The 19,354-nt window shown below is 71.2% G+C and carries 19 protein-coding genes; 7 read left to right on the top strand and 12 right to left on the bottom strand.

The window, feature by feature from the left end; genetic code table 11:
- Positions 1–25: 25 nt before the first annotated feature.
- From Q9R33_RS08240 to purL, 3 genes are all read right to left on the bottom strand, one after another.
- On the bottom strand, positions 26–832 hold the full coding sequence (locus tag Q9R33_RS08240; protein ID WP_056365323.1) for a hypothetical protein: 807 nt from the start codon (positions 830–832) through the stop codon (positions 26–28).
- A gap of 73 nt (positions 833–905) precedes the next feature.
- Positions 906–1,043, bottom strand: a complete 138-nt coding sequence (locus Q9R33_RS08235) for a hypothetical protein (protein WP_181911767.1) — start codon at positions 1,041–1,043, stop codon at positions 906–908.
- Between the two features lie 32 nt (positions 1,044–1,075).
- Positions 1,076–3,409, bottom strand: coding sequence for a phosphoribosylformylglycinamidine synthase subunit PurL (gene purL, locus Q9R33_RS08230; RefSeq protein ID WP_311293437.1), 2,334 nt, complete (start codon positions 3,407–3,409; stop codon positions 1,076–1,078).
- 144 nt (positions 3,410–3,553) lie between these two features.
- On the opposite strand from purL, the gene Q9R33_RS08225 reads away from it, so the two are divergent.
- The 5 genes from Q9R33_RS08225 to Q9R33_RS08205 are packed head-to-tail and all read left to right on the top strand — an operon-like array spanning position 3,554 to position 7,799.
- The gene (locus Q9R33_RS08225; protein WP_311293436.1) at positions 3,554–3,949 is read left to right on the top strand and encodes a metalloregulator ArsR/SmtB family transcription factor; all 396 of its coding nucleotides are present in this window, start codon (positions 3,554–3,556) and stop codon (positions 3,947–3,949) included.
- A gap of 2 nt (positions 3,950–3,951) precedes the next feature.
- Positions 3,952–4,932 carry an SRPBCC family protein gene (locus Q9R33_RS08220; protein ID WP_056365314.1) on the top strand — a complete coding sequence of 327 codons (981 nt, stop codon included), beginning with the start codon at positions 3,952–3,954 and terminating at the stop codon, positions 4,930–4,932.
- Positions 4,933–4,950: 18 nt separating this feature from the next.
- Complete coding sequence (locus tag Q9R33_RS08215; protein ID WP_311293435.1) at positions 4,951–5,829, top strand: alpha/beta hydrolase; 879 nt, start codon at positions 4,951–4,953, stop codon at positions 5,827–5,829.
- Positions 5,830–5,888: 59 nt separating this feature from the next.
- Positions 5,889–6,791: a TerC family protein gene (locus Q9R33_RS08210; protein ID WP_311293434.1), complete on the top strand. Its 903-nt coding sequence runs from the start codon at positions 5,889–5,891 to the stop codon at positions 6,789–6,791.
- 51 nt (positions 6,792–6,842) lie between these two features.
- On the top strand, positions 6,843–7,799 hold the full coding sequence (locus Q9R33_RS08205; protein WP_311293433.1) for a DUF389 domain-containing protein: 957 nt from the start codon (positions 6,843–6,845) through the stop codon (positions 7,797–7,799).
- 24 nt (positions 7,800–7,823) lie between these two features.
- On the opposite strand, the gene Q9R33_RS08200 is transcribed toward Q9R33_RS08205, so the two are convergent.
- From Q9R33_RS08200 to Q9R33_RS08170, 7 genes are all read right to left on the bottom strand, one after another.
- The gene (locus Q9R33_RS08200) at positions 7,824–8,507 is read right to left on the bottom strand and encodes a response regulator (RefSeq protein WP_056365303.1); all 684 of its coding nucleotides are present in this window, start codon (positions 8,505–8,507) and stop codon (positions 7,824–7,826) included.
- Positions 8,504–11,029 carry a DUF4118 domain-containing protein gene (locus tag Q9R33_RS08195; RefSeq protein WP_056365300.1) on the bottom strand — a complete coding sequence of 842 codons (2,526 nt, stop codon included), beginning with the start codon at positions 11,027–11,029 and terminating at the stop codon, positions 8,504–8,506. Before Q9R33_RS08195 ends, Q9R33_RS08200 begins: the two co-directional genes overlap by 4 nt.
- A 136-nt stretch (positions 11,030–11,165) precedes the next feature.
- On the bottom strand, positions 11,166–11,777 hold the full coding sequence (kdpC, locus tag Q9R33_RS08190) for a potassium-transporting ATPase subunit KdpC (RefSeq protein ID WP_311293432.1): 612 nt from the start codon (positions 11,775–11,777) through the stop codon (positions 11,166–11,168).
- 18 nt (positions 11,778–11,795) lie between these two features.
- A complete protein-coding gene (gene kdpB, locus Q9R33_RS08185) occupies positions 11,796–14,000 on the bottom strand; it encodes a potassium-transporting ATPase subunit KdpB (RefSeq protein ID WP_311293431.1) in 2,205 nt (734 codons plus the stop codon).
- A gap of 1 nt (position 14,001) precedes the next feature.
- The gene (gene kdpA, locus Q9R33_RS08180) at positions 14,002–15,684 is read right to left on the bottom strand and encodes a potassium-transporting ATPase subunit KdpA (protein WP_311293430.1); all 1,683 of its coding nucleotides are present in this window, start codon (positions 15,682–15,684) and stop codon (positions 14,002–14,004) included.
- Positions 15,684–15,773 carry a potassium-transporting ATPase subunit F gene (locus Q9R33_RS08175; RefSeq protein WP_045302164.1) on the bottom strand — a complete coding sequence of 30 codons (90 nt, stop codon included), beginning with the start codon at positions 15,771–15,773 and terminating at the stop codon, positions 15,684–15,686. Before Q9R33_RS08175 ends, kdpA begins: the two co-directional genes overlap by 1 nt.
- On the bottom strand, positions 15,770–15,910 hold the full coding sequence (locus Q9R33_RS08170) for a hypothetical protein (protein WP_311293429.1): 141 nt from the start codon (positions 15,908–15,910) through the stop codon (positions 15,770–15,772). Before Q9R33_RS08170 ends, Q9R33_RS08175 begins: the two co-directional genes overlap by 4 nt.
- A 172-nt stretch (positions 15,911–16,082) precedes the next feature.
- Between Q9R33_RS08170 and Q9R33_RS08165 the strand changes: the two genes are divergently transcribed.
- Both Q9R33_RS08165 and Q9R33_RS08160 read left to right on the top strand, forming a co-directional pair.
- Complete coding sequence (locus tag Q9R33_RS08165) at positions 16,083–16,580, top strand: toxin-antitoxin system HicB family antitoxin (protein WP_310244453.1); 498 nt, start codon at positions 16,083–16,085, stop codon at positions 16,578–16,580.
- Positions 16,580–17,440: a DUF4097 family beta strand repeat-containing protein gene (locus Q9R33_RS08160; RefSeq protein WP_310244456.1), complete on the top strand. Its 861-nt coding sequence runs from the start codon at positions 16,580–16,582 to the stop codon at positions 17,438–17,440. The genes Q9R33_RS08165 and Q9R33_RS08160 overlap by 1 nt, the downstream gene beginning before the upstream one ends.
- A gap of 97 nt (positions 17,441–17,537) precedes the next feature.
- Here the strand turns inward: Q9R33_RS08160 and sufU are convergent, their stop codons facing one another.
- The gene (gene sufU / locus Q9R33_RS08155) at positions 17,538–17,990 is read right to left on the bottom strand and encodes a Fe-S cluster assembly sulfur transfer protein SufU (RefSeq protein ID WP_310244457.1); all 453 of its coding nucleotides are present in this window, start codon (positions 17,988–17,990) and stop codon (positions 17,538–17,540) included.
- Positions 17,987–19,288, bottom strand: a complete 1,302-nt coding sequence (locus tag Q9R33_RS08150) for a SufS family cysteine desulfurase (protein ID WP_311293428.1) — start codon at positions 19,286–19,288, stop codon at positions 17,987–17,989. Before Q9R33_RS08150 ends, sufU begins: the two co-directional genes overlap by 4 nt.
- Positions 19,289–19,354 lie beyond the last annotated feature (66 nt).

Genomic DNA, 19,354 nt, shown 5'->3' with positions numbered 1-19,354 from the left:
GGCCGGTCGCCGCCGCGTGGTCGGCTCAGGGCACCCTGCCAGCGGGCGGTTCGCTCTGGCGAGGCGGGGGGATCCGCGCGATGAGCGCGGGAAGACGATCGGCGATCTCCGACAGCACCGCTGCGGCGGCGGTGAGTCCGGCGGCGGCCGTCGTTCCGGCCGACGACGGACGCGGTGCGCCGGGAACGCCCGACTGACGCTCCGCCTCCGCGAAGGTCGCCTCGAGGTGGCGCACGGCGACCCGGTACTCGAGGAACTGCTGCGGCGTCACGCGGTCGCGCAGGGTCGGGCGCTTCGCGAGGGCTTCACGTTGAGCGCGCAGGAAGACGACGGTCGCGGGATGCCGCGGGTCGGTCATCTGCGGATACGCCAGCGCCTTGTCCACGTCCGTCTCGTAGGCCAGCCATCGCGTGTTGACGCTGTCGTGTGCGGCGTAGAGGCGGTCGATCGGAAGCGGGTCGCGGGTGGATGCGGCGCGGTACTGGGCGTAGCCGGCCTTCACCCGCGTGCGGCTCGCGCGCAGGGCGAGGGAGGCGGTCTTCTCGTCCTGCCGCGCGGCCTGCAGCTCGCGCCGCGCCTCGGCGGCATGCGCGGCCGGGACCGAGGAGCGGGACTTGGCGGTCAGCAGATCGGCCTGCGCCGTGCGCAGGCGCGCCTTCGCGGCGACGAGGTCGCGGTAGGCCTGGGACTCCTCCGCGCGGGCGGCATCGAGCTCCAGGCGTCGTGCCCGGCGGCTGCGCGTCGTCATGCCGGTATAGGCAGCCGCCCCGGCGCCCACGGCCGCCGGACCGATCCACCACCAGCTCGAGACGATGAGGAGGATGGGCTCCACCCTGCCATGATAAACGCGATATAGCGCGGTTGTCGCCGGGAGTCTGCTGACACCTCGGCCACCCGCCGCGACCTCAGCCGAAGAGGAGGGCGAAGACGGTGGCGCCGCCGCCGACGAGGATGAGGGCGACGATCGTCACCCACGCGATGATCTTGACGCGCCGCTGCCGGGTGTCGTTGAAACCGCTGTACTCGTCGTCTTCCGCCGCCATGCGACCCATCCTATGTTCGTGTCGACCGCGGATCAGGCGGTGTGCTCGGTGATGATCGGGCCGAAGGCGTCGGGCAGCGTCGAGGTCGAGAGGCTCCGCAGCTCGGCGAGCGGGACGGTGAACAGACCCTGCACCTCGAGCGCGGGCTCATCGCCGTCCGCGGCTGCGTCGGTCACGCCGATGCGCAGCACCGGGTAGCCCCGGCCCTCGCACAGTCCGCGGAACTTCACGTCGTCTTCACGAGGCACCGAGACGATGACGCGGCCCGTCGATTCCGAGAACAGGGCGGTGGCGGCATCCACCCCGTCGCGCTCCTGGATCTCGTTCAGCCACACGCGCGCGCCGACGCCGAAGCGCATGGCGGCCTCGGCGAGGGCCTGTGCCAGGCCGCCCGACGAGAGGTCGTGCGCCGACGAGATGAGCGACTGCTGGCCGCCGGCGTGGAGCAGCTCGGCGAGCTTCTTCTCCTGCGCGAGGTCGACCGCCGGCGGGCGTCCGCCGAGGTGGTCGTGGATCGTGCCGGCCCACTGCGAGCCCGACAGCTCGGTCGAGGTCACGCCGAGCAGGTAGATGTTCTCGCCGGCGTCCTGCCAGCCCGACGGGATGCGCCGGGCGACGTCGTCGATGATCCCGAGCACGCCGACGACGGGTGTCGGGAAGATCGGCTGGTCGCCGGTCTGGTTGTAGAACGACACGTTGCCGCCGGTGACGGGGACGCCGAGTTCGAGGCATCCGTCCGACAGTCCGTCCACGGCCTGCGAGAACTGCCACATGACCTCGGGGTTCTCGGGCGAGCCGAAGTTGAGGCAGTCGGTGACGGCGGTCGGCTCTGCGCCCGAGACGGCGACGTTGCGGTACGCCTCGGCGAGGGCGAGCTTGGCCCCCTGGTACGGGTCGAGCTGGCAGTACCGGCCGTTGCAGTCGGTGGCGATCGCGAAGCCGAGACCCGAGTGCTCGTCGACGCGGATCATGCCCGCATCGTCGGGGAACGACAGCGCCGTGTTGCCCATCACGTAGTAGTCGTACTGGTTCGTGATCCACGACGTGTCGGCGAGGTTCGGGCTCGCGACGAGCTTCGTGAACTGCTCGCGCAGCGTCTCTCCGTCGGTCGGACGCGGGAGAGCGGATGCCGAGTCCTCACGCAGCGCATCGATCCACGTGGGGTAGGCCACGGGGCGCTCGTAGACGGGCCCGTCGACCGCGACGGTCGAGGGGTCGACGTCGACGATCTGCTCGCCGTGCCAGAAGATCTGCAGGCGCCCGTCGCCGGTCACCTCGCCGAGGACCGAGGTCTCGACGTCCCACTTGCCGACGACCTCGAGGAACGCGTCGAGCTTCTCGGGCGCGACGATCGCCATCATGCGCTCCTGGCTCTCGCTCATGAGGATCTCCTCCGGCGTGAGCGTGGGGTCGCGCAGCAGCACCTTCTCGAGGTCGACGCGCATGCCCGAGCCGCCGTTCGCCGCGAGCTCGGAGGTCGCGCACGAGATGCCGGCGGCGCCGAGGTCCTGGATCGCCTCGACGAGCTCGTCGCGGTAGAGCTCGAGGCAGCACTCGATGAGCACCTTCTCGGCGAACGGGTCGCCGACCTGCACCGCGGGGCGCTTGGTCGGGCCGCCGTCGGCGAAGGTGTCGGAGGCGAGGATGGATGCCCCGCCGATGCCGTCGCCGCCGGTGCGGGCGCCGAACAGCACGACCTTGTTGCCGGCGCCGGTGGCGTTGGCGAGCTTGAGGTCCTCGTGGCGGAGGACGCCCACCGCGAGGGCGTTGACGAGCGGGTTGCCCTGGTACACGGCGTCGAACACGGTCTCGCCGCCGATGTTGGGCAGGCCCAGGCAGTTGCCGTAGAACGAGATGCCGCTCACCACGCCGTGGACGACTCGCGCCGTGTCGGGGTTGTCGATGGCGCCGAAGCGCAGCTGGTCCATGACCGCCACGGGTCGCGCACCCATCGAGATGATGTCGCGCACGATGCCGCCGACGCCGGTCGCGGCGCCCTGGAACGGCTCGATGTAGCTCGGGTGGTTGTGCGACTCGACCTTGAAGGTGACGGCCCAGCCTTCGCCGATGTCGACGACGCCGGCGTTCTGGCCCATGCCGACCATGAGCCGTTCCTTCATCTCGTCCGAGACCTTCTCGCCGAACTTGCGGAGATAGATCTTCGAGGACTTGTAGGAGCAGTGCTCCGACCACATGACGGAGTACATCGCCAGCTCGCCCGACGTGGGGCGGCGGCCGAGGATCTCGCGGATCCTGTCGTACTCGTCGGGCTTGAGACCGAGCGCCGCGTACGGCTGCTCCTTCTCGGGCGTGGCGGTGGCGTTCTCGACGGTGTCGGCGACAGAGGTCGATGCGGGGGTGGTCACGCGGCTCAGCTCCAGAAATTCGGGGATGCCGGACCTCAACAGTCTAGTTCGGCACGGGACGGGGTGACGGATCCGGGCGGCGGCGGCATCCGTGACAGCAAAAGGGGTTGACGGATGCTGCCACCAGGGCTAACGTACAACCAAATGGTTGTAGGAATTGAGCTCAGCGATGACGAGATCGACCGCGTGTTCCACGCATTGGCGGCGGCGACCCGGCGCGACATCCTGCGTCGGACGCTCGCAGGCGAGTACTCCGTGTCGGCTCTCGCTCGCGAGTACGACATGTCGTTCGCGGCGGTGCAGAAGCACGTCACCGTGCTCGAGGCCGCCGGCCTCATCGTCAAGCGCGCCGAAGGCCGTGAGCGCCTCGTCCGGGCGGACCCCGAGATGATCGCCCGCGCCCGCGCGCTGCTCGCCCGCTACGAGGAACTGTGGCGCGCACGCATCGACCGGCTCGATGCGCTGCTCGCCGAACCCGCCGGCACGCCCGGCACCACCGAAGAACCGAAGAACGATCACCGCAGGAACGAAGGAGAATGACGATGCCCGTCACCGACGTGACCACCGATCCCGAAGCGCTCACCATGACGCTCACGGCCGAGTTCGCAGCTCCCGTCGAGAGGCTGTGGGAGGCCTTCACCGAGCCGCGGCAGCTCGAGCGGTTCTGGGGCCCTCCGGGCTACCCCGCCACCTTCACCGAGTTCGACCTCACGGCGGGCGGTCGCGCCCGCTACCACATGACGAGCCCCCAGGGCGAGGAGTATCACGGGGTGTGGGAGTTCCTCGAGATCGACGGCCCGCGCACGTTCACCGCTCTCGACTCGTTCGCCGACGCGGAGGGCACAGTGCTGGCAGAGATGCCGACCTCGCGCATGGTGTTCGCCTTCGACCAGACCCCGACGGGCTCGCGCCTGGTCAACACCACCCATTTCGACTCCGCCGAGGCGCTCGAGAAGGTCGTCGCGATGGGAGCCGTCGAGGGCTCGACGATGGCGATCAACCAGCTCGACCGCGTGCTCGAGGGGCTTCGCGCCTACTCGGCCGGCAAGGGCACCCAGACCGAGATCCTCGACGACACCCACGTGCGCATCACGCGGCTCATCGAGGGCTCGATCGACCTTGTGTGGCGCGCCCATCAGGAGCCGGAGCTCATGCAGCAGTGGCTGCTCGGCCCCGACGGCTGGCGCATGTCGGTGTGCGAGATCGACCCGTCCGTGGGTGGGAAGTACCGCTACCAGTGGGAGCCGCTCGAAGGGACCGCGGGCGAGACCTTCGGCTTCGACGGTGAGACGCTGCTCACCGAGGCACCGCACCGCGCGGTCACCACCGAGCACATGACCGGAACCGAGTTCCCCTCGACGCTCAACGACCTGAACCTCTACGAGGAGGACGGCGCCACCCTCATCACGCTGCTCATCGAGTACCCCGACAAAGAGACGCGCGACATCGTGCTCGCCACCGGCATGACCGACGGCATGGAGGCCAGCTACGGCCGCCTCGAGGGCGTCCTCGCGCAGGTCTGAGTCGGAGGAACAGCCGAGATGACCGAGAACACCGTCGAGCGGACCGTCACCACCCACGTCGTGGGCGAGGGCGAGGACGCGATCGCCTACGACGTGCACGGCGACCTCGCCACGGCGAGCCCGGATCGCCCGCCCCTCTTCCTGTTCGCGGGGCCGATGGACGCGACCGGATTCGAGCTGCTCGCCGGGCAGATCGATGACCGTCCGGTCGTGACCTACGACCCGCGCGGTGCCGGCCGCAACCCGGTCGGCACCGCGGACATCAGCCCCGAGCAGCACGCTGACGACCTTCATCGTGTCATCGAGGCGCTCGGCGCCGGTCCGGTCGACGCCTTCGGCTCCAGCGGCGGGGCCGTGAACCTCCTCGCCCTGCTCGCGGCTCACCCGGACGACGTGCGGATCGCCGTGGTGCACGAGCCGCCACTGGCCGAGCACCTCCCCGATCGTGATGCGGTGCTCGCGGTGGTGGCCGACATGAAGCGCACCTACGCCGAGCAGGGCGACGGCGCCGCCATGGCGAAGTTCATCCCGTTCGTGATGCTCGACGGCCAGGTCCCCGACGACTACCTCGACCAGCCGGCACCGGACCCGGCGATGTTCGGGATGTCGCCCCAGGACGACGGCACGCGCACCAACCCGCTGCTGCGCAACATGCCGGCGATCATCGAGTACCGCATCGACGTCGGGGCCCTGCGCGCGCGAGGCGACCGTCTCGTGATCGCGGCGGGCGTCGAGTCGGGCGCGACGATGGCCGCGCGCGGCGCACGCACCGCAGCAGCCGCGATCGGCGTTCCGGTGGCGGACTTCCCCAGCCACCACGCCGGCTTCACCGACCAGCCGGGGTTCCCCGGCGATCCCGCGGGCTTCGCAGTCCGGCTCCGCGAGGTGCTGGACTGACCGACGCTGCGAACCCGGGGGACGGAGGCTGCGGCATCCGTCCCCCATAGCATTGCAGGGTGGACTTCTCCTTCGCTTTCACGCCCGATCTGATCGCCGTGTTCCTGACGCTGTTCGTCCTCGAGGTGGTGCTCGGCGTCGACAACGTCATCTTCATCTCGATCCTCGCGTCGAAGCTCCCCAAGGAGCAGCAGGCCAAGGCCCGCAACCTGGGCCTCACCCTGGCGATGCTGATGCGCGTCGTCCTCGTTCTCTTCGCCGGGTGGATCGTGACGCTGAAGGAGGAGGTGTTCTTCATCGGGGAGCTGGGCTTCTCGTGGAAGGACATCATCCTCATCGCCGGTGGTCTGTTCCTCGTCTACAAGGCGGTGACCGAGATCCACCACAAGCTCGAGGGCGCCGAAGAGGGGCACGGCGCGGGCGGCGGCAAGAGCATCACGTTCGGGTCGGTCATCGCGCAGATCCTCGTGCTCGACCTCGTCTTCTCGCTCGACTCGGTCATCACGGCCGTCGGCATGACGGAGAACCTCGTCGTGATCATCACGGTCGTCGTGCTGTCGTTCGGCATCATGCTGTTCGCGTCGCGCTACATCTTCGCGTTCGTCAACAAGCACCCCACGGTGAAGATGCTGGCCCTGTCGTTCCTCTTGCTCATCGGCGTGTTCCTGGTGGCCGAGGGCTTCGGCTTCCACATCGACAAGGCGTTCATCTACGGCCCGATGGCGTTCGCGATCTTCGTCGAGGCGCTCAACCTGTGGGCGGCGGCCTCCAGGGCCAAGCGCGAGCAGCGCCGCCGCACCCCCGTTCAGCTGCGCCCGCAGTACCCCGACGTCGACGAGTCGGTCGCGGTGGCCGCTGCGCTGTCGCACGCGCCGGGTGCAGGCTCGGTCGGTCTGTCGTCGAAGCCCGTGGCGGGGGATGCCGCGCCCACCGCCGACGAGGAGCGCCAGGGCCTCGGCTGACACCGGGCCCGGCGCCGCGCGAGACGGCGGCCGGCGCGGGAGGATGTCGCCATGCTCACCGTTCGCGTCACCGCACCGCACGACCTGGCCCGAGAGCTCTGCAATCGCCTCCGTGACGAGCCGACCGTCAGCGACATCGTCTACGTCCCGGCCGCGACTCCCGGTGGCGGAGGCGACCTCCTCCACTTCGAGATGGCGCGGGAGAACGCCAACAACATCATGCGCATGCTCCGTCATGCCGGCGTGCCCACGCACGGCTCGATCGTGGTGAGCGAGCCGATCGCCGTGCTGTCGGATGCCGCGGACGCCGCCGAGCGCGCCGCGCCGGGGCATCCCGCGGACGGAGTGCTGTGGGCGCAGCTCGCTGACCGCTCTCGCGAGGACGCACGGCCGTCGTGGGCGTTCTTCGCCTTCTTGCTGCTCGCGACGCTCATCGCGGGGATCGGGCGCGTCCTCGATCAGCCGATCCTCATCATCGGGGCGATGGTGGTGGGTCCCGAGTTCGCGCCGCTTGCGGCGATCTGCTACGCCATCGTGCGTCGCAAGCGGGGGATCGCGGGCATGGCGTCGGTCACGCTGTTCGGCGGCCTCGCGCTCAGCACGGTCATCGCGTGGGCGATCTGGACGGTCGTGTACGCCCTCGGGCTCATCACCTACGAGGATGCGACCACCGGCCCGGCCACCGAGTTCATCGTCTCGCCCGACGCGTGGTCGTTCGTCATCGCGCTGCTGGCGGGCATCGCGGGAGTGCTGTCGCTGACCACCTCGAAGTCGTCGGCGCTCGTGGGCGTGTTCATCTCGATCACCACGGTGCCCGCCGTCGGCACGCTCGGCGTCACGCTGGCCGTCGGCGCGTGGGACGAGGCGCTGCGCTCCGTCGTCCAGCTGGTGGTGAACCTCGCGGGCCTGTTCATCGCCGGGATCGCGACACTGTTCGTCCAGCTGCACATCGGTCGCCGCATCGGACTGCGCGTCGCCGCGAGGCGGGCCCGGCGCGCGGCGGCGTGACGCCGGTCAGAGCCGCGGCGCGGGTCAGGCGGCGGCGTCGGCGAGGAGGCGGTAGCCCATGCCCGACTCCGTCAGCAGGTGCGCGGGGTTGCCCGGGTCGGACTCGAGCTTCTTTCGCAGCTGCGACATGTACAGCCGCAGATAGCCGGTGTCGGCCACCTGCTCGGTGCCCCAGATGTCCTTGAGCAGCGCCTGCCGTGTCACGAGCGAGCCGGGGTTGCGTGCCAGGAACTCGAGGATCTTCCACTCGGTCGGCGTGAGGTGCACGCGCTCGCCCGTGCGCGTCACCGTCTTGGTCGAGAGATCCACCACGACGTCCCCGAAGGTGACGACGGGGACACCGGATGCTGCGGTCACGCGTCGCGAGAGCGCCCGCAGCCGTGCGAGCAGCTCGTCGATCTGGAACGGCTTGGTGACGTAGTCGTCGGCGCCGGCATCCAGCGCCTCGACCTTGTCGGCGGAGCCGGTGCGGCCCGAGACGACGATGATCGGGGCCGTGGTCCAGCCCCGCAGCGCCTCGATGACCTGCACGCCGTCGAGGCGCGGCATCCCGAGGTCCACCATCACGATGTCGGGATGCTCCTTCGCGGCGAGGGCGATCGCCGCGGCCCCGTCGGGTGCGGCGAGGACCTCGTAGCCGTGCGCGGCGAGCGTGATCCGCAGCGCGCGGACGAGCTGCGGATCGTCGTCGGCGATCAGGACCTTCACGGCAGCGACCTCTCGTCGGCGGGGATCGCGTCCGCGACCGGCAGCGCGATGACCATCGTCAGGCCTCCTCCGGGGGTGTCCTCGGGGGCGAGCGTACCGCCCATGCCCTCGGTGAACCCCTTCGACAGGGCGAGCCCGAGTCCGAGTCCGGCGGTGTTGTCGGTGTCCCCGAGCCGCTGGAACGGGACGAACATGTCGTCGCGGCGCTCCGGCGAGACGCCGGAGCCGTGGTCGACGACGCGGATCTCGGCGGTGCGGCCCAGGCTGCTCGTCGCGACGCGCACGCGCGATCCCGCCGGGCTGTAGCGCGCGGCGTTCGCGAGCACGTTCACGAGCACCCGCTGCAGCAGCACCGGGTCGGCCTCGACGTGCGGCAGATCGGGGTCGAGGGCGAGTTCGAACCGGTCGGGGCCGGCGCCGAGCTCGTCGAGCGCAGCCAGGACGACGCCGGCGGTGTCGACGGACTGCAGCGACACCGCGAGCACGCCCGCCTGCACGCGGCTGACGTCCAGCAGGTCGGTGACGAGCGCCGACAGCGTCGCGAGCGACTCGTCCGCCGTCGCGAGAAGTTCGGCCCGGTCCTCGGGTGAGAGGTTCGGCCCCGCGGCGCGGAGCCCGCCGACGGCGGCGACGGCAGCGGCCAGCGGGCGGCGCAGGTCGTGGCTCACGGCCGACAGCAGTGCGCTGCGCACCTGGTCCGTCTCGGCGAGGGCTCCCGCCTGCCGTGCCGTGGCGGTGAGGTCGGTGTGCTCGAGGGCCGCCGAGAGCTGGGCGGCGACGGCGTCGATGAGCCGGCGTTCGGAGGCGTCGAGCACGTGGCCGTGCAGCTCGAGCATCGCGGGCGGACCCCCGTTGCGGCGCGCGACCGTCACGGCCTCGTAGCGGCCGTCGCGCACGGGCTCGCCGTCGGTCGCGACGACGGAGCCGTCGGCGTCGACCAGGCGCACGCCGGCCAGCCCGAGCGATTCGCGCGTGCGGCTGATGAGCGCGGGCACCGCGGACTCGCCGCGCAGCACGCTGCCCGCGACGTTCGCGAGCAGCTCGGCCTCCGCCTCGGCGCGCCGGGCGGATCGCGCCGCGCGCGCCGCGCGGTCGACGATGAAGCTCACCAGCACGGCGATCACGACGTAGAGGATGAGCGCCCAGACGTTCCGCGGATCGGCGACCGACACCGTGTAGTAGGGCGCCACGAAGAAGTAGTTCAGGGTGAAGCCCGACATCACGGCGGCGAAGACCGCGGGCCAGATGCCGCCGACGAGCGAGACCAGGACCACGAGCAGCTGGTACGCGAGGACGTCGCTGGTGATCGTGTCCTCGCTGCGCAGCGAGACCAGCAGCCACGTGAGGAGCGGGCCGCCGATCAGCGCGAGCGCGAACCCGAGCACGCGGCGGCGGACGCTCAGGGCACCGCCGGTCACGCGCGGCAGCGGGAAACGGTCGCCCGCCGCGTCATGCGTGACGATGTGCACGTCGATGTCGCCGGACTCGCGGATCACCGTCGCCCCGATGCCAGGGCCGGTGAAGAGCGTCGCGAGGCGGCCGCGTCGGCTCACGCCGATCACGAGCTGCGTCGCGTTCACCGAGCGGGCGAACTCGACGAGCGCGCGCGGGATGTCGTCGCCGACGACCTGGTGGTACGTGCCGCCGAGGGACTCGACGAGCGCCCGCTGTGCGGCGAGGGCGCCCGGGTCGCCCGAGCGGAGGCCGTCCTGGCTCGACACGTGCACCGCGAGCAGCTCGCCGCCCGCCGACCGCGCGGCGATGCGTGCGCCGCGGCGCAGCAGCGTCTCGCCCTCGGGACCACCGGTGAGCGCGATGACCACGCGTTCGCGCGCCTGCCACGCACCCTCGATGCCGTGCTCCGCGCGGTAGGTCTTGAGGGCGCTGTCGACCTCGTCGGCCAGCCACAGCAGCGCGAGTTCGCGCAGGGCCGTGAGGTTGCCGAGCCGGAAGTAGTTCGACAGGGCCGCGTCGATCCGCTCGGCGGGGTAGACGAGCCCCGCGGAGAGGCGATCGCGCAGCGACTGGGGTGAGAGGTCGACCACCTCGACCTGGTCGGCGGCGCGCACCACGGCATCCGGAACCGTCTCGCGCTGCGCGACCCCCGTGATCTGCTCGACGACCCCGCCGAGCGACTCGATGTGCTGCACGTTGACCGTCGTGATGACGTCGATGCCCGCGTCGAGGAGGTCGGCGACGTCCTGCCAGCGCTTGGGATGCGTCAGGCCCGGCGCGTTGGTGTGCGCGAGCTCGTCGACGAGAGCGATCTCGGGGCTGCGCTCGAGAACACCCTCGAGGTCCATGTCGCTGAGTTCGACGCCACGGTGCGACACGAGCGTGCGGGGCACGACGGGAAGTCCGTCCATGAGCGCGGCGGTGGCGGCGCGCCCGTGCGTCTCGACGACCGCGATCACGACGTCGCGCCCGTCCTCGGCGAGGCGGCGGCCCTCCTCGAGCATCTCGTACGTCTTGCCGACGCCGGGCGCCGCGCCGAGCAGCACTCGCAGCTTGCCGCGCTTCACGTGCTCACCCTATTTCTTCCTGGCTGCCCCTGGTTTGGGGCGGATCCTGTCCGTTGGGGCGCGACTTCTCCGCCCCAACGGACACATCGCGCCCCAGACGCGGGAGGGGGAACGGATGCTGCAGCCCCGGGCAGGGTCACGAGCCCAGCGCGTCGAGGGCGAGGTTGAGCTCGACGACGTTCACCCGCGGCTCGCCGAGATAGCCGAGGTCGCGCTGCTGGATGTGCGCCTCGACCACGCTGCGCACCTCCGACTCCGTGAGCCCGCGGGCCGCCGCGACCCGGGGCACCTGGAGCAGCGCGTACGCGGGGCTGATGTGGGGGTCCAGGCCCGAGCCCGACGCGGTCACCGCGTCGGCAGGCACCTGCGACGGATCCACGCCCTCGAGCTCGGCGATCGCGGCCCTGCGCTGCTCGATGGCCGAGACGAGGTCGGGGTTCTCCGGGCCGAGGTTCGAGCCGCTCGACGCCCCGCCGTCGTACCCGTCGCCGGCGGCGGACGGACGCGACTGGAAGTACTGCGCAAGCGCCGCGCCCGAGGGATCCATGAAGGACTGCCCGATGAGCGCCGACCCGACGGTGTCGCCCGCAGAGTTCTGCACCAGCGAGCCGTTCGCCTGCCACGGCAGGACGAGCTGACCGATGCCGGTGACGAGGAGGGTGTACCCGACGCCGAGCACGAGGGTGAAGACGAGCATCGCGCGGACGGCGACGCCGGTCGTGCGGACAGTGGAGCGGGTGGTGGACATGTGCGTCTCCAGAAGGGCTCAGAAGCCCGGGATGAGGCTCACGACGAGGTCGATGAGCTTGATGCCGATGAAGGGGGCGATCACGCCGCCGAGCCCGTACACGAGCAGGTTGCGGCTGAGGATCTGCGAAGCGCTCGCCGGACGGTACTTCACGCCCCGCAGCGCCAGCGGGATGAGGATCACGATGATCACGGCGTTCAAGATGATCGCGCTTGTGACCGCCGACGCGGGCGACGACAGCTGCATCACGTTGAGCGCCGCCAGGCCCGGGAACACCCCCATGAACATCGCCGGGATGATCGCGAAGTGCTTCGCGATGTCGTTGGCCAGCGAGAAGGTGGTGAGCGCGCCACGCGTGATCAGCAGCTGCTTGCCGATGCGCACGATGTCGATCAGCTTCGTCGGGTCGGAATCGAGGTCGACCATGTTGCCGGCCTCCTTCGCAGCGGAGGTGCCGGTGTTCATCGCGACGCCGACGTCGGCCTGGGCGAGGGCGGGGGCGTCGTTGGTGCCGTCGCCCGTCATCGCGACGAGGTTGCCGCCCTCCTGCTCCCTGCGGATCAGTGCGAGCTTGTCCTCCGGCGTCGCCTCGGCGAGGTAGTCGTCGACGCCCGCCTCCTTCGCGATGGCAGCGGCCGTCAGGGGGTTGTCGCCGGTGATCATGACCGTGCGGATGCCCATCGACCGGAGCTCCTCGAACCGCTCGCGCAGACCGTCCTTGACGATGTCCTTGAGGTGGATCACCCCCAGCACACGGCCCGCGCCGGAGGGATCGAGCTCGGCGACGACCAGCGGCGTGCCGCCCGACTGCGCGATGGCGTCGGTCTCGCTCGTCAGGTGGGCGCGCACCGCGGTCGGGACATCGGATCCGGATGCTGCGAGCCACGCGATCACGGCAGACCCGGCGCCCTTGCGCACCTGCGTGCCGTCCGCGAGGTCGACGCCGCTCATGCGGGTCTGGGCGGTGAAAGGGATGACGGTGGAGCCGGCGGGCTCGCTGACGTGCACACCCTGCACCGCGGCCAGCTCGACGACCGAGACGCCCTCCGGAGTGGGATCGGCGAGCGACGAGAGCGCGGCCGCCCGTGCGAGCTCGTCCTCGCCGACGCCCGGCAGCGCGACGAAGTCCGAGGCGCGGCGGTTGCCGTACGTGATCGTGCCCGTCTTGTCGAGGAGCAGCGTCGTGACGTCGCCCGCGGCCTCGACGGCGCGGCCCGACATCGCGAGTACGTTGCGCTGCACGAGGCGGTCCATGCCGGCGATCCCGATCGCCGAGAGCAGAGCGCCGATCGTGGTCGGGATGAGGCAGACCAGCAGCGCGATCAGCACCGGGATGCTCACGGGAGACGCGGCGTACGAGGCGATCGGGTTGAGCGTCAGCACCACGATCACGAACACGATCGACAGGCTCGCGAGCAGGATGTTCAGCGCGATCTCGTTGGGCGTCTTCTGCCGTGCGGCCCCCTCGACGAGGGCGATCATGCGGTCGACGAACGTCTCGCCCGGCTTCGACGTGATGCGCACGACGATGCGGTCCGACAGCACGCGGGTGCCGCCGGTGACGGCCGAGCGGTCTCCGCCCGACTCGCGCACGACCGGCGCGGACTCGCCCGTGATCGCCGACTCGTCGACGGTCGCGATGCCCGCGACGATGTCGCCGTCGCCCGGGATCAGCTCGCCGGCCGACACGATGACGACGTCACCGAGCTTCAGGTCGGACGACGAGACCTCGACCGTCTCGGTGCGCTCTCCCGCGGCATCCCTTCCTCCGTCATAGGCGATGACGCGACGCGCCACGGTTGAGGTGCGGGTCTTGCGCAGCGACGCGGCCTGAGCCTTGCCGCGCCCCTCGGCCACCGACTCCGCGACGTTCGCGAACAGCACCGTGAGCCACAGCCAGACGGCGATGCCCCACGTGAAGCCGAAGGGCACGGCGGTGCCGCCGGACTGCTCGGGGCCGCCGAGGAACGGCTCGGCGATCGCGATCGCCGTGGTGAAGGCGGCGCCCACCCACACCAGGAACATGACGGGGTTGCGCCAGAGAGCCGCGGGGTTGAGCTTGCGCAGCGCGCCGGGGACGGCCGCCCACAGCTGGGCTGCGCTGAACGCCCGGGAGGACGGCTTCGGCGGCTGGGGCGCGACCGTGCCCGCGACAGGGCGTGCGGTCGGCTCCGCCTCCCCGGCGGTTGAGCGAGCGAAGCGAGACGAAACGTCGGTGGACATGTCAGACGAGCCCTTCCGCCAGGGGACCCAGCGTGAGAACGGGGAAGTAGGTGAGTGCGGTGATCACGACCGCGACGACGGCGAGGAGGCCGACGAACTGCGGGCGGTGGGTGGGGAGGGTGCCGGCCGTCGAGGGCACCGGTGTCTGGGCGGCGAGCGAGCCCGCGAGAGCGAGCACCAGCACGATCGGCAGGAACCGGCCGAGCAGCATCGCGACACCCAGCGCCGTGTTGAGCCACGGCGTGTTCGCGGTGAGTCCCGCGAACGCCGAGCCGTTGTTGTTCGCCGCCGAGGTGAACGCGTAGAGCACCTCGCCGAGGCCGTGGACGCCCGGGTTCCAGATCGAGGTCGACTCCATGTCGGAGCGGATCGCCGGGATGCCGAAGCTCAACGCCGTGCCCGCGAGCACGAGCGCGGGCGTCACGAGGATGTACAGGCTCGCGAGCTTGACCTCTGTCGGCCCGATCTTCTTGCCGAGGTACTCGGGCGTGCGGCCGACGAGGAGGCCGCCGACGAACACCGCGATCACGGCGAGCACGAGCATGCCGTAGAGGCCCGACCCGACGCCGCCGGGGGCGATCTCGCCGAGCATCATGTTGATCATCGGGATCATGCCGCCGAGTGCCGTGTACGAGTCGTGCATCGAGTTCACGGCGCCGGTCGAGGTGAGGGTGGTCGCGCCGGCGAAGAGCGTCGAGCCCCAGATGCCGAACCGCGCCTCCTTGCCCTCCATCGCGGCGCCGGCGAGCTCGGGCGCGGTGCCGAGGCCCAGCGACTCGAGCCATGTCACCGCCGCGATCGACGCGACGGCGATCGTGCTCATGACGGCGAGGATCGCGTAGCCCTGACGGTCGTCGTTCACCATGCGGCCGAACGCCCGCGGCAGCGCGACCGGGATCGCGAGGATCAACAGGATCTGCAGCACGTTCGACCACGGCGTCGGGTTCTCGAACGGGTGCGCGGAGTTGGCGTTGAAGAATCCGCCGCCGTTCGTGCCGAGGAGCTTGATGGCCTCCTGGGAGGCCACCGGCCCGCCCGGGATGGACTGCGTGCCGCCCGCGACGGTGCCGACGTCGACGAATCCGTTGACGTTCTGCACGACCCCGGCGGCGATGAGCGCGATCGCCGACACGACGGCGAGCGGCAGCAGCAGGCGCGTGATCCCGCGGGTGAGGTCGACCCAGAAGTTGCCGATCGTCGCGGACCCGCGCCGCGCGAAACCACGGACGAGCGCGACGGCGACGGCGAGGCCGACGGCCGCCGACACGAAGTTCTGCACGGCCAGGCCCGCGAGCTGCACGGTGTAGCCCATGGTCAGCTCGGGAGAGTACGACTGCCAGTTGGTGTTGGTCACGAACGACACCGCGGTGTTGAACGCGAGGCCCTCGGGCACGGCGGGCAGGCCCAGGGAGTACGGCAGCACGGCCTGGAAGCGCTGCAGCGCGTAGACGAAGAGCACGCCGACGGCGGAGAAGGCGAGCACACCGCGCAGGTACGCCTGCCACGTCTGCTCGGAGCGAGGGTCGACGCCGACGAGGCGGTACATCCCGCGCTCGACGCGCCAGTCCTTGTCTGCGCTGTAGACACGGGCGATCCCGTCGCCCAGCGGTCGGTAGAGGAGCGCCAGGATCAGGATGACCGTGGCGATCTGCAGGACGCCGGTCCACACGGTGGCGGTGTCCATCAGAACTTCTCCGGCTTCACGAGCGCGACGACGAGGTAGACGATCGCGGCGAGGCCGAGCGCGGCGCCCACGAGAGAGAAGACGATCATCCCCGCGCCTCTCCGCTCGTCGCTTCGCGCCGGGCGGAGCCTCGGGCGCGTGGGCCCAGCTTCTCCACCGCCTTGGCGACGAGTCCGACGAGCGCGAACAGCGCGAGCGTCAGGGTGAGGTAGATGACATCGAGCACGGGGTCTCCTGGAAGGTGCGGTTCAGGTGCGGATTCGATGCAACTCCGGGACGGATGCTGCATCCGCCGTCCTCACGGAATCCGAACGCCGTCCCGCCCGACGCTCACGGCAACCAGACGCATCAGCCATCCCGCCGTTGAATTGACACCACTCTGATGTCACTCTGACGTCATGCAGATCGCGACCCACGTCGAGGAGCTCCAGCGTCAGCTCGCCGCCGCCGCACCTCCCGATGACTCCGAAGTGGCGGCGCGTCTCGCGGCGGCGCTCGAGCCGGCGGTGCGGCTCGCGATCCTCGAGGCGCTGTCCGAGGCGGCGGGCGAGATCACGCGAGAGCTCGCGCCCGGGTCCGTGGACGTGCGCCTGCGCGGGCGCGACGTCGAGTTCGTCGTCGCACGGCCCCAGACCGAGCCCGCGACAGCGGGCGCGGTCACCACCCCCAGCGGTCCGGTCGTGCTCGCGGCCGCAGCATCCGATGATCCCGATGACGCCCCTGCACGCACCACCCTGCGCCTGCCCGACTCGCTCAAGGCGCGTGCCGAGGCGGCCGCGACTGCCGACGGGCTCTCGCTCAACACGTGGCTGGTGCGCGCCGTCGCCGCGGCCGTCGAACCCGCACCCCCTGCGGCCCGCGGTTCGAGCTCCGCCTACACCGGCTGGGTACGCTGATGCCCACGTTCCCCGTGTCGGGCCCGGCCGCGGTGCGCATCGAGCTGCAGATGGGCCGCATCGACGTCGTCGCCGAACGACGGCGCGACCTCGCGGTCGAGGTCGCGCCGGCGAACCCGCACCGCGCGGGCGACCGCAGCGCGGCCGAGGCGGTGCGGGTGACCCAGGCGGGATCCGACCTGCGCATCGTCGGCCCGGTGCGGTTCAACCTGTTCGGCTCGGGCGACTCCGTCGACGTGTCGGTGCGCATCCCCACCGGTTCGGACGTCTCGCTCGCGCTGAAGTACGGCTCGATCCGCGTCGCCGGCGCGGTCGGCACCGCGCGGATCGCGCTGGACTACGGCGACGCGACCCTCGAGCGCACCGGTCGCGCAGACCTCGGTCTCGGGCACGGCGAGCTGCGCGTCGAGCATGTGCGCGGCGACGCCGACGTCGACATCAAGTCCGGCCGCGCGCGCATCGGCATCGTCGACGGGGCGCTGCGGCTCAAGGGATCCGACGCCGGCATCGACGTCGGTTCGGTCTCGGGCGTCGCCGACATCGCGACGTCGAGCGGCGTCGTGCACCTGGGCGACCCAGGCCCCGCGCTCACGGTGCGATCGGCCTACGGCCCGGTGCGCGTCGGCGACCTCAACGGCGGGACCGCGCGGGTGGAGGCGTCGTACGGCGCGGTGGACCTCGGCATCCGCTCCGGCACCGCGGCGTGGCTCGATGTGTCGAGTCAGCACGGCGTCGTGCGCAACGAGCTCTCAGCGGCCGCGGGTCCGGTCGAGGGAGAGGCGTCGGTCGAGCTCTACGCCCGTGCCGGGTACGGCGACATCACGGTGCACCGCACGCACCCCGTCGCCGGCGGCGACTGAGGATCACGCGGGCAGGGGCGGGTTCGGACGCCCGGGGCGTTTCGACTCGCTCGTTCCTCGCTCGCTCAACGACCGGGGGTGCGGGTGTCGCCGCGCCTCAGGCGCGGGCGGTCGCGTCCTCGAAGGCGACCCACGCGAGCATCGCGCACTTCACGCGGGCGGTGAACTTCGAGACGCCCGAGAGCGCGGCGGCGTCGCCGAAGACCTCTTCGTCCAGGGGGATCTCGCCGCGTGAGCGCAGCGCTTCGCGGAATCCCTCGATGAGAGCGGATGCCTCGGCCCGCGGCATCCGTTCCTCCTCCTCGATGAGCGCGGCGAGCATCGACGCCGACGCCTGCGAGATGGAGCAGCCGGCGCCGTCCCACGTGACCTCGTCGACGGTCGTGCCGTCGGCGGACAGGCGCACGCGGAGGGTGATCTCGTCGCCGCAGATGGGGTTGCGCTGGTACGACGTGGCGACCCGGCCCTCCTCGGCGCCGAGGCCCTTGCCGTGCGGGCGCTTGGAGTGGTCGAGGATGAGCTCCTGGTAGAGCGATTCGAGGCCGCTCATGCGCCGGCTCCGAAGAACGAGCGCACACCCGACAGCGCGTCGAGGAACACGTCGACGTCGTCCGCCGTGTTGTAGAGCGCCGACGACGCGCGCACCGAGGCGGTGAGCCCGAAGCGGCGGTGCAGCGGCTGCGCGCAGTGGTGTCCGACGCGTACGGCCACGCCCCGCGCGTCGAGGAACTGCCCCACGTCGTGTGCATGCACGCCGTCGACGTCGAACGCCCAGAGGCCCACGCGTTCCGCGCCCGGTGCGTCGCCGAGCAGCCGCACGCCGGGGATCGCGCGCAGGCCGTCGCCCATGCGCGCTTCGAGCGACTTCTCATGCGCATGCACCGCGTCCATGCCGACGCCGTTGAGGTACCGCACCGCAGCCGCGAGCCCGATCGCCTGCGACACCGGCTGCGTGCCGGCCTCGAAGCGCTGCGGCGGCGGCAGGTACGACGCCTCGTCGAGGGTCACGGTGGCGATCATCGAGCCGCCGGTGAGGAACGGCGGCAGGGCCTCGAGCACCTCGGCGCGGCCGTAGAGGCCGCCGACGGCGTAGGGCCCCAGCATCTTGTGCCCCGAGAAGACCGCGAGGTCGACGCCGAGCGCCGGGAAGTCGAGCGGCAGGTGCGGGGCGGACTGGCACGCGTCGAGCACGGTCACCGCGCCGACGCCCTGCGCGAGGGCGACGAGGTCGGCGACCGGGTTCACGATGCCCAGCACGTTCGACACGTGCGTGAACGCGACGATCCGCGTGCGCTCGCCGATGAGGGTGGCGGCAGCATCCGTGTCCAGGGTCCCGTCGTCACGGACGGGGATGTGGCGCAGCACCGCGCCGGTGCGGGCGGCGAGCTCCTGCCAGGGGATGAGGTTCGCGTGGTGCTCGGTCTCGGTGATGACGATCTCGTCGCCGGGCTTCAGCGCGAAGCGCGCGCCGGCGGGGGCGCCGCGACCGACCGATGCGTTGCCGATCGCGTAGGCGACGAGGTTGAGGCCGGCGGTCGCGCCGCTCGTCCACACCAGCTGCTCGGGGCGTGCGCCGACGAAGCCCGCGACCGTCGTGCGGGCGTCCTCGAAGAGCTCGGTGGCCTCGGCCGCGAGGGTGTGCGCCCCGCGGTGGACGGCGGAGTTCGCCCGCGTGAGGAAGTCGACTTCGGCGTCGATGACCGCCTGCGGCTTCTGGCTCGTCGCGCCCGAGTCGAGGTAGACCAGGCGCTCGCCGTTCACGCGCTCGCCGAGGAGCGGGAAGTCGGCTCGCAGCACAGCGGCGTCCAGAGGCGCGGCCTGGGAGGGGGCGGGGGCGGCAGAACTCACCCCTCAAGGCTACGCGGGATGCCGCCTCCTGGCGCCGGGTGCTCGTTCGGGGGGCGCCCCCGGCGC

It is taken from the genome of Microbacterium sp. PRC9 (assembly GCF_031844125.1).
Taxonomy (GTDB): domain Bacteria; phylum Actinomycetota; class Actinomycetes; order Actinomycetales; family Microbacteriaceae; genus Microbacterium.
The sequence above is the reverse complement of the archived record's forward strand: the minus strand, read 5'-3'. Positions and strand labels throughout refer to the sequence as shown.